Genomic DNA, 14,754 nt, shown 5'->3' with positions numbered 1-14,754 from the left:
AATTAAAACCCTTGAAATCCGCCAAAGAGAGCTGACAAAAGAGAAATAATAACAGTCATCCAATCAAAAAATAAGAAAATACCCATTACAATCATCAGCCATCCACCGATTTTTACAATTTTCATATTATGCTTTCGGATCCAGCCCATTTTTCCGATAAAGAAGGAAAGGATAAAGAAAGGAATTGCAAAACCTAAAGTGTACGCAATCATATATAACATTCCTGATTCAGGATTCGAACCGGCTAGCAATATTACCGACATCAGAATTGGTCCTGTACAAGGAGTCCAGCCAGCTGCAAATGCCATCCCAATTAGAATTGAGCCTATAAATCCAGATGGACGATTTTTGAATTCAAAACGATGATCCTTCATCATAAATTCAGGCTTAAAGATGCCTATAATCATTAAGCCAAAAATCACTATAAAAATTGCCCCTATTTGACGAATTAAGTCCTGATAATTCATAAAGAAATTGCCGATAAATGATGTACCGAAACCGATTGCTATAAAAATAATGGAAAAACCTATTAAGAAAAAGAGTGTGTGCAGCATGCTGCGCCTCTGAAGCATTCCATTATCACTTTTAAGCTCCCCTACTGACATTCCGGTGATATACGATAGAAACGCAGGGTAAAGTGGTAGACAACAGGGTGAAATAAAGCTTAAAAAACCTGCCCCCATCGCAATAAACACATTTAAATCTGACATGATTAAGTCCCCCATTTCGTGAGTCCATTATTCATTCTACCAAAGGTTGGCAGGAAATGATATTTTTTGAACTGTGAATGTTTTGTGACAATATTGAATTTTCAATGTAAATGTTACGCACTATTACATTGTTAAGTCGTCCTATAGACTTACCACAGATTAATTACATAAAGAAAGCACTCATAATTTGAGTGCTTGTCTTAATTATTATTTCCCTTGCTGTTTATTCATGGCGTTCATCATTTGATTGATCTTCTTCTGCGATGGTTTCATACCCATTTGCATCATCATCATTTTTAGCATTTGTTCGTTAATTGGTGGATTTTTCTTCAAGTAGCTCATCATGTACTTACGAGCGATGAAAAATCCTAGTGCTACACCAGCAATTAATGCCAATGCACCTACTAGAATGTACATACCCATTCAAACTTCCTCCTTCATGTTGTCTATCATACAGTGTACTAGACCAAAGGATATTATACAATATTGACTTCTCTAGTTCTAGACAAATTTTCTTTCTTTAATCGGCTTTAGCCATCCACATCGCTGATGTTCCAAATCAATCGCGATAAAAGAAGATTCTGTCTTTCTCAGCACTTCAAAAAATATGGTCTCTGCTTCATAATTCCCATTGGCCTTTAACATTAAACAACGCTCATGAATTTCTAATTTTGCCGTACTTCGCTTCCCTATTTCTAAATAGTATAATCCATTATTTGTATAAAAATCCTTGTTTTTTTGTAAGTATTGAGAGATGAACTGATGGATTTTTATTTCTTGTATTGGCTTCAGAATAAAATCAATTTGTTTTTCCAAAATCTTTTTATATTCACCAACTGCCTCTTTATAATCTTTAAACAGCTGATAAACCATCCGTTCTTTTCCAAAGTAATGGGAGGCAAACTCATCATCAATTAAATAAAGCTGATATGTTCTCACAATAATCCTCCTCTACAGTACCCTTTCTTATTATTATAAGTAAGCGCAGCTAAAGAGGATGTCTGTTTCTGTCAAAAAATAAGCCTATTTTTGTCGAATTCAAAATATTAACACAATTAGTTGGTTTTGGTATACAATTACTAATAGCATGTTTCATTTTTTATTGGTTTATATACCTTAATTCTATCTTTGTAAAATATTTTTGCACAACCAGATTCAAATAAGATAAAATTATGGTCATAAAATATTATTTCCTAGAAAAATTATTGAATGGTATTAAGGGAATTATTTAAAGGAGAGAAATGCATGCTTCAGCAATTAAATAGAAGACTTAATAAAATGATGCCCTTTATTACACCGACTGGGGTTATCCTAGGTATACTCTTTTCTTATTATGTGAAGGATTTTGCATTTTTAGTTCCATGGCTTTTTGCTTTTATGACATTTGAGGGAAGTTTAAGTATGAGTTTTCGTTCCTTAAAGGGGGCTGTTGCACATCCCCTTCCTGTTATTATCGCTCTAGTCTTCCTCCATATCGTAATGCCGCTTTGGGCCTTTGGAGTTGGTCATTTAGCTTTTAGTGGGGACGCACTGACTATTACAGGAATTATTTTAGGAATGGTGATTCCAACAGGAGTTACAAGCTTTATTTGGGTATCGATGAAAAAAGGAAATACGGCATTAACAATTGCTATTATTCTAATTGATGCTTTAATTGCACCTTTTATTGTACCTTTCAGCTTATCACTATTAGTTGGGCAGCAAGTAGATTTAGATGTATTAAATATGATGAAGGGTCTCATTTTTATGATTGTTCTTCCTTCCATTAGTGGTATGATGATAAACGAAATAACAAAAGGATCAGTAAATGAAACTTGGAAGCCAAGACTATCACCTATATCGAAGCTTTTTCTCGGATTAGTTGTCATGTTGAATGGAGCAGTAGTGGCACCCTATATAAAGGATTTTAATCTTAAGCTGTTATCTATTGTTCTTGTCGTTCTATTTATTTCAATAACTGGATATCTATTCGCATTTTTATTAGGAAGGCTATTAAAATATGAAAAAGAAACCATTATTAGTTATACATTTTCGGGTGGAATGAGAAATATTAGTTCAGGTGCTGTTATTGCCATGTCTTATTTCCCTTCAGCAGTGATTATTCCTGTAATTGCAGGCATACTCTTTCAACAAATCTTAGCTTCTATTTCCGGAGCTTTCCTAGATAAACATTATGCTTATAGGGAAATAGAAGAAAAGTCTAGAATGAGTATTTAATGATGACAAAAAAATTTATCAAAGTTAAAACAAAACGAGAAGATCTCATTACTCTTCTCGTTTTGTTTTTGAATATTATAGGGCTTTAACTTTTGTAACTACATTTTCTACTGTAAATCCATACTCTTCCATGATTTTTTCTCCTGGTGCAGATGCTCCAAATTGATCAATCGCAAGAACATCTCCTTCATCACCAGTATAACGATGCCAGCCAAGAGAAGATCCCATTTCAATTGCTAATCTCTTCTTAACAGCCTTTGGAATGACGCTTTCTTTATATTCTTTAGACTGTGCTTCGAAGCGATCCCACGAAGGCATGCTGACAACAGAAGCTGAAATCCCATCACTTTCTAATGCTTTTTGCGCTTCAATCGCAAGATTAACTTCTGAACCAGATGCAAGTAATAATACATCAGCTGTTTCTTTGTTAGCAGGAGATACAACATATGCACCTCTTGCAACACCATCGTATGCAGCTTGTGCGGAACCTTTGATTGTTGGTAAATCTTGTCTTGTTAAAATAAGTGCGGTTGGTTTATCAGTTGATTCAATCGCAAGTCTCCATGCAGCAGCTGTTTCGTTTCCATCTGCTGGTCGGATAATTGAAAGATTTGGCATTGCACGTAATGCAGCTAATTGTTCAACTGGTTCGTGTGTAGGTCCATCTTCTCCAACGGCAATACTGTCATGTGTAAATACATATGTGACAGGCAATCCCATTAAAGCTGCCAAACGAATAGCTGGACGTAAATAGTCAGAGAATACAAAGAATGTACCCCCAAACACCTTTAGACCGCCATGTAGAGCCATACCATTTAAAGCGGCACCCATAGCAAATTCGCGAACTCCAAACCAAATATTTCTACCTTCATAAGATCCTGGTAAAAAGTCAGCAGTTCCTTTTAGCAACGTTTTATTGGACCCAGCAAGATCTGCAGAGCCGCCGAATAATGAAGGGAGATTTTTAGCAATTCCGTTTAATGCTTCACCAGATGATGCACGGCTTGCAAGGCTTTTTCCTTCTTCATATACAGGCAAATCCTTGAGCCAGTCTGCAGGTAATTCATTATTGATTGCTTGTTCAAGCTCGGCACCTAATTCAGGGAAATCATTTTTATATTGAGTGAACAGCTCAGCCCATTCTTTTTCTTTTTGCTCACCATGCTCAACAATTAACTTCTGGAATTGATCGTACACCTCTTGAGGTACATGAAAGTCCTCATCAAATGTCCAATTGTACGCTTCTTTTGTTAATTTAATTTCGTCAGATCCAAGTGGCGAACCATGTGAAGCAGATTTACCTGATTTATTTGGTGAACCGTATCCAATTACTGTTCGCACCTCAATTAATGTTGGTCTAGAATCATCTTTCTTTGCTTCATCCAATGCATTCGCAATTTCTGTTAGATCATTTCCATCCTCTACGCGTAAATACTGCCAACCATATGCTTTAAAGCGATTTTCAACACTTTCAGAGAAAGATTGATTTAAATCACCATCAAGCGAAATATCATTGGAATCGTAAAGAACTACTAGTCGGCCTAATTTTAAGTGACCTGCTAATGAAGCTGCTTCAGCAGATACACCCTCCATTAAATCACCATCACCACATATGCTGTATGTATAATGATCAACCACATTATAATTATCTTTATTATAAACTCCAGCTAAATGTCTTTCAGCCATTGCCATACCGACTGCCATAGCAATACCCTGACCCAAAGGACCTGTTGTTGCATCTACACCAGGTGTATGACCATACTCTGGATGACCAGGTGTTTTACTGCCCCATTGACGAAACTCTTTTAAATCATCCATGCTAACATCATAACCTGAAAGGTGAAGCATACTGTACAGTAACATAGAACCATGACCAGCTGAAAGTACAAAACGGTCACGATTAAACCACTTAGGGTTTTTAGGATTATGATTCATAAAACGGCTCCATAAAGTATAGGCCATTGGTGCAGCACCCATTGGCATACCAGGATGACCGGAATTAGCTTTCTCGATTGCATCAATGGATAGTGTTCTGATTGACGCAATTGCTAAAGAATCGACTTGATCAAACATGAAAAAACATCCTTTCAAATATGTATTGAACGGAAACACTTGTTAAGTATCGCCATTCGTTTTAACTACGCTATTAATATTATAGGGAGAGGGTTTTTTATTCAACAAATTCCGTAAAAAAAAAGAGATTTTTCATGGAATGAATATTTTTTATTCAACCTGTCAAAATAATACGATTATATTTACATTGAACTATTTATTTATTATTTCCCTAATAGTAAAACTTATGTAAAAAAGAGCTTACCTTGATTGTGATTTTCTAGTTTAAATCACTAAACAAAGCTAGCTCCTTTATGTTAATGCAAATTTTTGCGTTGTAATTTTTTTAGTTTTTCTGGTGTTACATCATCTCCGTTAGGATCAACGATCGTGACAGATTTTAACGTATTTAGCATGGATGATCGGAATGTTTGCAAATATTCACCACGAAGCTTAGATTGTTCCTTCGCTTCTAATTCTGTAAGTCCTGTTTCTTTAGCTTTTTTTGCTAATTCATTGATCCTAGCTAATTTCTCTTTAGAAAGCATGTTGTCCTCCTTACTGAATGATTTTATTTAAATAAAAAATCATTAGAATAAAGTCATGTTACTAGAATCAAGTAATTTTGACAACTATTTTGTTGTTTCCTCTATTCCTTCCCTATATTCCTGGTATCTGCGATGAACGGTTGCCTTTGAAATTGAATAACCAAATCCCCTTAAAGTGGCGGCAATTTCAGAAAATGTCAGACCATTTTGCCTTAAATGAATGATTTCTTCAATTGGCGCAGGAATCTTTTCTCTACCTGCATTTTTACCCTGAAATTTCAAATTTTTTTGCGGTTTATATCCATTATTTATCGCTCTGTTCATGCCACGTTTTATTTTTACATTATGTAATTTTCTTTGGTACTCTTCTACCATACCAACAATTTTTAACACCATTGAATCAGATTCTGAGAGCTGTAATTCCCCATTATGAGAAATACTATACAGTTTTACCCTTTCTTTAAGGATGCAATGAAGTATGGCAATTTTTGCATTTCCTCTTCCTAATCTTGTTTCGTCTTGTATTAATACAGCTGAAGCCTGCTTGTTGCTAATGAGCGACAGCATTTCAATAACCCCATCCCGATCTAAATCATATCCACTTGCCTGTTCCTTAATCACTTTCACTACTTCAAAGTGATTTTCTTTTGCCAATTCAAGTAATTCTATTTCCTGACGTTGAAGTGAGGTTTCTTGAGCTTCTTTTTCAGTGCTTACTCTGCAGTAAACGATTGCCTTCATGATTCATTCCCCTATTAATCTCTTTAATTACTTGCAAATTCCTGAACTTCCTTTATTTCCATTTCACCCATTTTTATCGGAATGATGAGGTGGTCACCAGTAAAAATGTGGTCCCCTGAAATACCATTATATTGTTCAACCCATTTGACAAACTCTAATTCTGACAGACCATGTTGTTCCTCGTATTTCTGTGATATCTCCCATAATGATTCTCCTGAAGATACTGTTATTGTCATATAATTCTCATGGGATGATGGTAGGTTTATCTTAATAATCACTAAAGAAACCATACATAAAACAACTAGAATAATAGCATATGAGTAATTTCTCCACAATTTTTTCATGCTAAAGCACCTCTTTTTCGAATGTACGTTCTGTTTATAGGTTTATTATAGTACGAACATTTGTTTTGTGTCAACAAATTTTAGAACTTATGTTTGTATGAAAGGTCATTTCATGCTATTATTAGTATAATAAGAAAATAATAAGGGGTGAAAAAGATGGCGAAACTATCAAAACGTCAACAGGATATCCTGGAATTTATTAAAAATGAAGTCAAACAAAAAGGCTATCCACCTTCTGTAAGAGAAATTGGTGAAGCTGTCGGACTGGCGTCAAGCTCGACTGTTCATGGTCATTTAGCACGCCTTGAAACTAAAGGTCTTATACGTAGGGACCCAACAAAACCAAGAGCAATTGAAATCCTGGATATAGATGAAGATGCGAATATTCCAAAAAACAATGTAATTAATGTACCGATTGTCGGAAAAGTTACTGCGGGTCAGCCAATTACAGCAATAGAGAATGTAGAAGAGTTTTTCCCGTTACCTGAAAGCCTTGCACCATCGGATGAACAATTATTTATGCTTGAAGTTATGGGAGATAGTATGATTGAAGCCGGAATTCTTGACGGGGATTATGTTATTGTGAGACAACAAAGTACTGCTAATAATGGTGATATCGTAGTTGCAATGACAGAAGAAGATGAAGCTACTGTAAAACGTTTCTTCAAGGAAAAGGATTATTTCAGACTTCAACCGGAAAACTCTGCACTTGATCCTATTATTCTTCGAAACGTATCTATTTTAGGTAAAGTAATTGGTGTTTACCGCCATATTCATTAATTCTTCACGTAAAATCAAATTCGCCCGTCGAATTTGCGTCCGGATTTTTTTCGAGCTCGCTCGAAAAATTACCTTTAAAAAATCCGTGACATCCGCCGGAGGCTTAACTTCATTCAGCCGGGGTTTGAACCCCCACTGAATCAACGAGCAGTGTGCATTCATACCCCACTTATAGAAGTGGAGGACTTCTGCTGAATGAAGTTAAATAAGGCGTAAGTTTCCCTACTTATAAAGCAAAGAATCTTACGCCATACATTTTGATATTTCCCCTTATTATTTAAACCAGCCCTTTTCTTTCGACCTCTTAATTGCTTCAATCCGATTTTTTACTTCCAATTTATCCAGAATGGTAGAAATGTAGTTTCGTACTGTCCCTGATTTAATCCTAAGCTCATCAGCTATTTCTTTTGTGTTTTTTCCATCTGCCACTAGCTCTAACACTTCTTTTTCTCTTTCGGTTAAGGGATTCTCTTCACTATAAAAATCATCCATTAGTTCTGGTGCGTACACCCTTTTTCCAGCCATTACACTACGAATCGTATTTGCTAATTCCTCACTTGGACTATCCTTTAATAGATACCCTCTGACACCTGCTTTTAATGCACGCTGAAAATACCCTGTTCGAGCAAACGTTGTTAAAATAATGACTTTACATCCAAGTCCATTTAGCTCTTCAGCAGCTTCAAGCCCACTCTTGATGGGCATTTCGATGTCCATAATGCACACATCCGGTTTATATTTGTGCACAAGTGAAATGGCTTGTTCCCCGTTACTAGATTTCCCTACCACTTCCATATCTTCTTCCAAATTCAATAAAGAACCAAGAGCTCCTAGCATCATTTGTTGATCTTCAGCTATTACAATACGAATCATTTATTTGCACCTCTATCTATTCTGTTTGTTTTACGACTTTCGGCACTTTAATGATCAATGTCATTCCATTATCAGATACCATTTCCAATGAACCATTTACAAACTCTAATCTTTCCCTCATCCCTAAAATCCCATTTCCTTTATCATTAAGATCTTTCGTAACAAGCCCGATTCCATCATCTTTTACTGTAATAACAATTTCTTTGCTTGATTGCTGAAAAGTAATGCAGCAATCAGTGGCTCGGCTATGTTTTACCACATTTGTAACTGCTTCCTTTAGACACATACTTAATATATTTTCTAAAAATAACGAAACATTGGATAAAGAGTTTTCACCCTCGAGTGTTACCTTAATTTCTGCAGCAGCAAGTATTTGTTTAATATGGATTATTTCCTCTTTCAGCCGCGTGCCACGCATATTTGAAACCATCTTCCTGACCTCGTTAAGTGCTGTTCTTGCTGTATGTTGAATATCTTTTAACTCAGCACGTGCCTGCGTGGGATCTTTATCTAAAATTTTTCTTGCCAAATCACTCTTTAAGCCAATAAGAGAAAGCTTTTGACCTAATGTATCATGAAGATCGCGTGCAATCCGCTGCCGCTCTTCCTGTACAATTAAATCTGAAATTCTTTTGTTTGCAAATGCCAGCTGTGCTTCTAACTGCTCCCGTTTTTTTCGATTATAGATACTAAAAGGCATTAATATTACACTAATCCAAATAATCACGATAAATGGCAATTGTTTTAAAAACAACTCATCTTGAATAATGAAATTATAATTAATTGCAACAGTTGAACTAACTAAATGGATCACATAAAAGGTAATAAACGCGACTTTATTTTGGAAGTTTCCAATCAAGTAAGCAAGAAAAAAAGCAAAATAAACATAACCTAAAAAACTTGTCATTGTAATAGAAATGATGATAAGTAAACCCGTCCATAAATATTTCAACCAGCCATTTGAAACAAAAGCGAATCGATAGGAAACAAAGAAGAAAATAGATAACACAATTCCTGTAACAATTTCCGCTATCGATGACCATTGAAAAATAAAATAAAATGGTAGTACAGCAAACAGTGCCCAAATATATGGGGATACACCTGTACTGCTAGAAAATAACTGCAATCTTTTCTTCATTCATATACCTCTTTATATAGGATAGCTACATCATATCAAAAGTAAAGAAGGAAGTCTTAAAATAAACTTCCTTTACTCAACCATCTTATGAGATATTTTTTGCCTTACAACTCTTTTTTTGATTTCCCGGAAGCTGACAAACTGTTTATTTCCTTCATCCCATAGTCGATAATGAATAGCATGAAGGCTTGAGCGAATGGTTATTGTAGGAACAGACTTTAACGGTGTATTTTGCTCATGTACCTCTTCAAGAAAATAATTTGGTACCCTGGGGCTTAAATGGTGTACATGATGATAACCGATATTTCCCGTTAACCACTGCAGGATTTTTGGCAGCCTATAAAAAGAACTGCCCTCGACCGCTGCTTTAACAAAATCCCAGTTTTCTTCGTGTTCAAAGTATGAATCCTCAAAATGGTGTTGAATATAGAATAACCATATTCCTAATGAACCTGAGATAAACAAAATCGGTGCCTGAACCAATAGAAATGCCTGCCATCCTATAAGCCAACACATATAACTATATAGCATCGTAGCTAAAATCGTTGTGAGATATGTATTTATCCGTTCTTTCATTCTTGCACCTTTCCGATTAAAACGATTCGAAATAAAAAATAAATAAAAAGGTCCTAATCCAAACATGACAATTGGATGACGATACAGGCGATACGCAATGCGCTGCCAAAAAGTCGCATTACAATACTCTTGAACGGTCATAACCCAAATATCACCTGTTCCACGTTTGTTTAAATTACTGCTTGTAGCATGGTGTATATTATGACTATGTCTCCATTGATGATAAGGAAACAGTGTTAGAATTCCTGTAAAAGTCCCGATGATTTCATTTGCTTTTTTATTTTTAAGAAACGATTGGTGACAGCAATCATGAAAAATAATAAAGATTCGAACTAGAAAACCAGCCGCTAATAATGTTACCAATAATGTTATAGTATATGAAACAGAAAGGGTTTCATATGCAATGTACCATAGTAGAAAAAAAGGAATAATTGTATTAAGTAGCTGGGTCGTACTATTTCTAAGGTTTGATTTTTCAAATGGTGCAATTGTCCTCTTAAGTTCTTTTTGTATCTCTTTTGTCATACTCTTTTCTGCCTCCTATTATACACAGGATAACTAAATGGTTTGCAACCTTATTATAAGGAAGAAAAACCACCTATTGAAGTCAATCCTGTTATAAACTGAATATAACAGGTTAACATTTGAATTAGTCCCGCACTTTATTAAGTTTAATCAAAAATAGTTTGTTCTTGTTTGGAAAAAATATAACTAAAAATCCAACTTGGGAAATAAATGGAAAGAAAAAAAGCCTTACGCATAAAGCGTAAGGCTTTTTTTGAGCTGATTAATATACAGACATATATTGTTCTCTCTCCCATGGATGTACCTGGGTGCGGAACATATCCCATTCAATTTCTTTTGCTTCGATGAAATGTTCAAAAATATGCTCACCTAGAGCAGAAACAATTACTTCATCTGTTTTCAAGATTTCGATTGCTTGAGCTAATGTTGCTGGGAGATCAGTAATCCCTTCAGCAAGTCTTTCTTCCTTGTCCATCGCGTAGATATTGCGGTCAACTGGTGCTGGAGGAGTCAACTTATTCTTCACTCCATCAAGTCCTGCTTTTAATAGGACAGCCAAGGCTAAATATGGATTTGCAGCTGGGTCAACGCTGCGTACTTCAACACGTGTGCTTAAACCGCGGGAAGCTGGAATACGAATTAAAGGTGAACGGTTGCTTGTTGACCATGCAACATAGCAAGGTGCTTCGTAACCAGGAACTAGACGCTTATAAGAGTTTACTGTTGGATTTGTAATAGCTGTAAATGGTTCAGCATGCTTTACAATACCAGCAATAAATTGACGAGCAGTATCGCTCAACTCTAAATCAGCTTTTGGATCATAGAAGACATTTTCACCGTTATTGAATAAAGACAAATTACAGTGCATACCTGAACCAGCTAGACCAAATAATGGCTTTGGCATAAATGTCGCATGTAAACCATGCTTTCGAGCAATAGTTTTTACAACTAATTTAAATGTTTGGATGTTGTCACAGGCTGTGATAGCATCTGCATATTTAAAATCAATCTCATGTTGTCCGGGAGCAACCTCATGGTGAGATGCTTCAATTTCAAAGCCCATTTCTTCAAGTTCAAGTACAATATCACGTCGGCAGTTTTCACCAAGATCAGTAGGAGCTAGATCAAAGTAACCGCCACTGTCATTAAGCTCTAATGTTGGTTCACCTTTTTCATCTAGCTTGAATAAGAAAAACTCAGGCTCAGGTCCAAGGTTGAAATCAGTGAATCCTAGCTCTTCCATTTCTTTTAATACTCTCTTTAAATTACTGCGTGGGTCACCTGCAAATGGTGTTTGATCTGCATTATAGATATCACAGATAAAACGAGCAACTTTCCCCTTTTCAGCTGTCCAAGGAAAAACTACGAAAGTATCTAAATCAGGATATAAGTACATATCAGATTCCTCAATACGAACAAATCCTTCAATTGAAGAACCATCGAACATCATTTTATTATCAATGGCTTTTTCAAGTTGACTGACTGGAATTTCAACGTTCTTGATTACACCTAGAATATCAGTAAATTGAAGACGGATATATTTAACGTTTTGTTCTTTACACATACGTCTAATATCATCTTTTGAATACTTTGCCATGCTTTAATTTCCTCCCTATAAATCGAACATTAATTAATTTAATTACTACAATAATAACGGTAAACATTGAATCAGTATCATGCTATCACCAATTAAATTCGATATCAACCATACCCTGCAATCATTTTAGTGAAAGAAGCGGTACATATCTCCTTGGCGTGAGTTTGGACGATTGAATCGACCAGCATTTGTTAGTTCTTTTCTTAACAGCTTTCTTATTTCTTCGTTTGAAAGCTCCCTCTTCTCTTTGATTGCTTGTTTTTGCAATTCATGTTCGATTGACTGCTCTTCTTTCACAGCAAAAATTTGTTTAATTCCTGCTAGGTTTACACCCTGATCAATCAAATCTTTAATTTCCAATAAGGTATCAATATCATTCAAGGAATAGAGTCGGCGATTTCCTTCGCTTCTTTCTGGATTTACTAACCCGTGTTCCTCATAGTAGCGAATTTGCCGAGCAGTTAGATCAGTAAGCTGCATCACTGTCCCCATTGGAAATAGCGGCATTGAGCGACGTATTTGACTTCCTGTCATTGGCTTTTCCCCATTTCCTTTTCATTTACTTTATGCTGTTATTATATTCCTTGTCAGAAAAGTTGTCAATCAAATGTAAGAAATTATTACATGAATTTTATTCTTTTCTTACTAGAGCAATTGTTTATTAACATAATAAAATACAAGAATACAGGTGTAGCAAAATTATCATAGGTATACGCCGTTTAAATTCATACTTGCACCTATGATATTTTGCACCATATACTATTGTAGTTTTTGATTAGGAGGTCAAAATATGTATTCTATTCACTATCCATACTATACTGAACAAAGACAAACAAATAAGTTAATAAAGGATATTGAAAAAGCGATTAATGGTGAATATAGTGCCATTCAGTGCTATGAAAAAATTGCCCAATTAGCACGTACAGAAAAAGAAAGAACACAGATTCTTGAAATTCGCGAAGATGAACAAAAACATTATAATCAATTTGTTCAAATCTATAGGCAATTAACAGGTAAACAGCCTCAACCAAAGGTAACTGAAGATTGCCCGAACTCATACCGTAAAGGGATTGAGATGGCTTTGAGGGATGAGCAGAAAACGGTAGATCTTTATTTGGATATTGCAGACAATAGCAATCATCCATTTATGAAGGAAGTTTTTAGACGAGCTGCAGCTGATGAACAAAATCATGCTGTATGGTTCTTGTATTTTTTAGTAAATCTTAATTGGCTTCGATCTTAACCTCTCCGTTCTCATACTACTTTTCTTATTTAAATAAGGGAGAATCGTGTCCTGTCGATTCTCCCTTTTTATCCAACTACTTCTTTTCGCTTTAACTCAACTTCAGCCGCATATTTGCTCCGTTAACATAAATTATATATGCAGCAATTCTTTTTCAAGTAATGAATTTAAAGCAATACAAATGGCCATTTTGACATGCGAGTACGTTAATCCACCTTGAACATAGGCAACATATGGGGGTCTAGTTGGTCCGTCAGCAGTGAGCTCGATACTCGCTCCTTGAATAAATGTGCCAGCAGCCATAATAACATCATCCTCATACCCTGGCATATATGCTGGGTATGGTGTTACATGTGAATTGATTGGTGATGCAAATTGAATGGCCTGGCAAAAGGCAACCATTTTATCTCGATCGTCAAACTGAACTGATTGAATCAAGTCCGTACGCTTGCTGTCCCATAATGGATTGGAATTCATCCCAAAGCGATCAAGCATGGCAGCTGTAAATACCGCTCCTTTTAAAGCTTGGCCGACGACATGTGGCGCTAGAAAAAATCCTTGATACATTTCCAACAGACTGTATAGTGAAGCTCCTGCTTCTGCACCAATTCCTGGTGAGGTCAGACGATATGAGCAGGCGTCAACCCAATTTTGTTTTCCAACAATGTAACCACCTGTTTTAACCAAGCCGCCGCCTGGATTCTTAATCAATGAACCAGCCATTAAATCAGCGCCAACATGACAAGGTTCCGTATCTTCGACGAATTCTCCGTAGCAGTTATCGACAAATACAACGACTTCGGGATTAATTTCCTTTACATATTGAATCATTTCTTTAATTTCAGCAATGGTGAAGGAAGGACGTGTTGCATAGCCCTTTGAACGTTGGATTCCGATCATTTTTGTATTGGCCTTCATCGCTTGTGCAACTGCCTCAAAATCTATCCTCCCATTCTCGCATAAATCAACACTTTGGTATGTGATGCCGAATTCCTTTAAGGAACCTGACCCACTTCCACGTAGACCCACTATTTCCTCGAGAGTATCATATGGTCTACCAGTTATGTATAAAAGTTCATCTCCCGGTCTCAAAATACCAAATAAAGCGATAGAAATAGCATGGGTTCCTGAAATAATCTGAGGTCTTACAAGACCAGCTTCGGCACCAAACACTTCTGCATATATTTTTTCAAGTGTATCTCTCCCGAAATCATCATAGCCATATCCGGTAGATGGAATAAAATGAGAATCACTTACTTTATTTTGCTGAAAACTTTTCAGTACTCGAAATTGATTCCTATCTATTCTTTCATCAATTTCAGCGTGAATTTCTTTAATTTGCTGCTCCACTTCTGCAACAAGCGGTTGTAATACTTCCCCATAAGTTAATGAACGAAACATGTCTTTCCC

At 35.9% G+C, this 14,754-nt stretch carries 16 protein-coding genes; 3 read left to right on the top strand and 13 right to left on the bottom strand.

Annotation, left to right across the window (positions count from 1 at the left end):
* Nucleotides 1-2: 2 nt before the first annotated feature.
* The 3 genes from ACHUFV_RS01715 to sirA all read right to left on the bottom strand — a co-directional run bounded on the left by ACHUFV_RS01715 (nucleotide 3) and on the right by sirA (nucleotide 1,649).
* Complete coding sequence (locus ACHUFV_RS01715; protein ID WP_394231865.1) at nucleotides 3-710, bottom strand: cytochrome c biogenesis CcdA family protein; 708 nt, start codon at nucleotides 708-710, stop codon at nucleotides 3-5.
* Between the two features lie 207 nt (nucleotides 711-917).
* A complete protein-coding gene (locus ACHUFV_RS01710) occupies nucleotides 918-1,133 on the bottom strand; it encodes a YneF family protein (protein ID WP_150441358.1) in 216 nt (71 codons plus the stop codon).
* Nucleotides 1,134-1,211: 78 nt separating this feature from the next.
* Nucleotides 1,212-1,649, bottom strand: coding sequence for a sporulation inhibitor of replication protein SirA (gene sirA / locus ACHUFV_RS01705; protein WP_394231863.1), 438 nt, complete (start codon nucleotides 1,647-1,649; stop codon nucleotides 1,212-1,214).
* 306 nt (nucleotides 1,650-1,955) lie between these two features.
* On the opposite strand from sirA, the gene ACHUFV_RS01700 reads away from it, so the two are divergent.
* The gene (locus ACHUFV_RS01700; RefSeq protein WP_394231861.1) at nucleotides 1,956-2,927 is read left to right on the top strand and encodes a bile acid:sodium symporter family protein; all 972 of its coding nucleotides are present in this window, start codon (nucleotides 1,956-1,958) and stop codon (nucleotides 2,925-2,927) included.
* A 75-nt stretch (nucleotides 2,928-3,002) separates the two neighbouring features.
* Here ACHUFV_RS01700 and tkt read toward each other — a convergent pair whose 3' ends face one another.
* The 4 genes from tkt to yneA form a co-directional block, all read right to left on the bottom strand.
* Nucleotides 3,003-5,000, bottom strand: a complete 1,998-nt coding sequence (tkt, locus tag ACHUFV_RS01695; RefSeq protein WP_394231859.1) for a transketolase — start codon at nucleotides 4,998-5,000, stop codon at nucleotides 3,003-3,005.
* Between the two features lie 296 nt (nucleotides 5,001-5,296).
* Nucleotides 5,297-5,527 carry a DUF896 domain-containing protein gene (locus ACHUFV_RS01690; RefSeq protein ID WP_394231857.1) on the bottom strand — a complete coding sequence of 77 codons (231 nt, stop codon included), beginning with the start codon at nucleotides 5,525-5,527 and terminating at the stop codon, nucleotides 5,297-5,299.
* 84 nt (nucleotides 5,528-5,611) lie between these two features.
* On the bottom strand, nucleotides 5,612-6,268 hold the full coding sequence (locus ACHUFV_RS01685; protein ID WP_394231855.1) for a YneB family resolvase-like protein: 657 nt from the start codon (nucleotides 6,266-6,268) through the stop codon (nucleotides 5,612-5,614).
* Nucleotides 6,269-6,291: 23 nt separating this feature from the next.
* On the bottom strand, nucleotides 6,292-6,612 hold the full coding sequence (gene yneA, locus ACHUFV_RS01680) for a cell division suppressor protein YneA (RefSeq protein ID WP_394231853.1): 321 nt from the start codon (nucleotides 6,610-6,612) through the stop codon (nucleotides 6,292-6,294).
* Between the two features lie 156 nt (nucleotides 6,613-6,768).
* Between yneA and lexA the strand changes: the two genes are divergently transcribed.
* Nucleotides 6,769-7,392: a transcriptional repressor LexA gene (gene lexA / locus ACHUFV_RS01675; RefSeq protein ID WP_394231851.1), complete on the top strand. Its 624-nt coding sequence runs from the start codon at nucleotides 6,769-6,771 to the stop codon at nucleotides 7,390-7,392.
* Between the two features lie 273 nt (nucleotides 7,393-7,665).
* Here the strand turns inward: lexA and ACHUFV_RS01670 are convergent, their stop codons facing one another.
* The 5 genes from ACHUFV_RS01670 to ACHUFV_RS01650 form a co-directional block, all read right to left on the bottom strand.
* Entirely contained in the window at nucleotides 7,666-8,265 is a 600-nt protein-coding gene (locus tag ACHUFV_RS01670; RefSeq protein ID WP_394231849.1) for a response regulator, read from the bottom strand.
* Between the two features lie 16 nt (nucleotides 8,266-8,281).
* Complete coding sequence (locus ACHUFV_RS01665) at nucleotides 8,282-9,403, bottom strand: sensor histidine kinase (protein ID WP_394231847.1); 1,122 nt, start codon at nucleotides 9,401-9,403, stop codon at nucleotides 8,282-8,284.
* Between the two features lie 72 nt (nucleotides 9,404-9,475).
* Nucleotides 9,476-10,504, bottom strand: coding sequence for a Delta(5) desaturase DesA (desA, locus tag ACHUFV_RS01660; protein ID WP_394231846.1), 1,029 nt, complete (start codon nucleotides 10,502-10,504; stop codon nucleotides 9,476-9,478).
* 262 nt (nucleotides 10,505-10,766) lie between these two features.
* On the bottom strand, nucleotides 10,767-12,101 hold the full coding sequence (gene glnA, locus ACHUFV_RS01655; protein WP_394231844.1) for a type I glutamate--ammonia ligase: 1,335 nt from the start codon (nucleotides 12,099-12,101) through the stop codon (nucleotides 10,767-10,769).
* A 126-nt stretch (nucleotides 12,102-12,227) separates the two neighbouring features.
* The gene (locus ACHUFV_RS01650) at nucleotides 12,228-12,635 is read right to left on the bottom strand and encodes a MerR family transcriptional regulator (RefSeq protein ID WP_394231842.1); all 408 of its coding nucleotides are present in this window, start codon (nucleotides 12,633-12,635) and stop codon (nucleotides 12,228-12,230) included.
* 256 nt (nucleotides 12,636-12,891) lie between these two features.
* Here ACHUFV_RS01650 and ACHUFV_RS01645 point away from each other — a divergent pair, with 256 nt between their 5' ends.
* Nucleotides 12,892-13,344, top strand: coding sequence for a ferritin-like domain-containing protein (locus ACHUFV_RS01645; protein ID WP_394231840.1), 453 nt, complete (start codon nucleotides 12,892-12,894; stop codon nucleotides 13,342-13,344).
* Nucleotides 13,345-13,476: 132 nt separating this feature from the next.
* Here ACHUFV_RS01645 and ACHUFV_RS01640 read toward each other — a convergent pair whose 3' ends face one another.
* Complete coding sequence (locus ACHUFV_RS01640) at nucleotides 13,477-14,745, bottom strand: methionine gamma-lyase family protein (RefSeq protein WP_394231838.1); 1,269 nt, start codon at nucleotides 14,743-14,745, stop codon at nucleotides 13,477-13,479.
* Between the last annotated feature and the right edge of the window lie 9 nt (nucleotides 14,746-14,754).

Source organism: Niallia oryzisoli, assembly GCF_043641075.1.
GTDB lineage: Bacteria > Bacillota > Bacilli > Bacillales > Cytobacillaceae > Bacillus_BD > Bacillus_BD oryzisoli_A.
Note: the sequence above shows the minus strand (reverse complement) of the source record. Positions and strands in the feature narration are given on the sequence as shown.

Excerpts from the sequence above, each read along its gene's own strand:
- ACHUFV_RS01685 (WP_394231855.1), bottom strand. The coding sequence starts at position 6,268 with ATGAAGGCAATCGTTTACTGCAGAGTAAGCACTGAAAAAGAAGCTCAA.
- tkt (WP_394231859.1), bottom strand. The coding sequence starts at position 5,000 with ATGTTTGATCAAGTCGATTCTTTAGCAATTGCGTCAATCAGAACACTA.
- ACHUFV_RS01700 (WP_394231861.1), top strand. The coding sequence starts at position 1,956 with ATGCTTCAGCAATTAAATAGAAGACTTAATAAAATGATGCCCTTTATT.
- ACHUFV_RS01665 (WP_394231847.1), bottom strand. The coding sequence starts at position 9,403 with ATGAAGAAAAGATTGCAGTTATTTTCTAGCAGTACAGGTGTATCCCCA.
- ACHUFV_RS01670 (WP_394231849.1), bottom strand. The coding sequence starts at position 8,265 with ATGATTCGTATTGTAATAGCTGAAGATCAACAAATGATGCTAGGAGCT.
- ACHUFV_RS01710 (WP_150441358.1), bottom strand. The coding sequence starts at position 1,133 with ATGGGTATGTACATTCTAGTAGGTGCATTGGCATTAATTGCTGGTGTA.
- ACHUFV_RS01715 (WP_394231865.1), bottom strand. The coding sequence starts at position 710 with ATGTCAGATTTAAATGTGTTTATTGCGATGGGGGCAGGTTTTTTAAGC.
- ACHUFV_RS01690 (WP_394231857.1), bottom strand. The coding sequence starts at position 5,527 with ATGCTTTCTAAAGAGAAATTAGCTAGGATCAATGAATTAGCAAAAAAA.
- yneA (WP_394231853.1), bottom strand. The coding sequence starts at position 6,612 with ATGAAAAAATTGTGGAGAAATTACTCATATGCTATTATTCTAGTTGTT.
- ACHUFV_RS01640 (WP_394231838.1), bottom strand. The coding sequence starts at position 14,745 with ATGTTTCGTTCATTAACTTATGGGGAAGTATTACAACCGCTTGTTGCA.
- glnA (WP_394231844.1), bottom strand. The coding sequence starts at position 12,101 with ATGGCAAAGTATTCAAAAGATGATATTAGACGTATGTGTAAAGAACAA.
- ACHUFV_RS01650 (WP_394231842.1), bottom strand. The coding sequence starts at position 12,635 with ATGACAGGAAGTCAAATACGTCGCTCAATGCCGCTATTTCCAATGGGG.
- lexA (WP_394231851.1), top strand. The coding sequence starts at position 6,769 with ATGGCGAAACTATCAAAACGTCAACAGGATATCCTGGAATTTATTAAA.
- ACHUFV_RS01645 (WP_394231840.1), top strand. The coding sequence starts at position 12,892 with ATGTATTCTATTCACTATCCATACTATACTGAACAAAGACAAACAAAT.
- desA (WP_394231846.1), bottom strand. The coding sequence starts at position 10,504 with ATGACAAAAGAGATACAAAAAGAACTTAAGAGGACAATTGCACCATTT.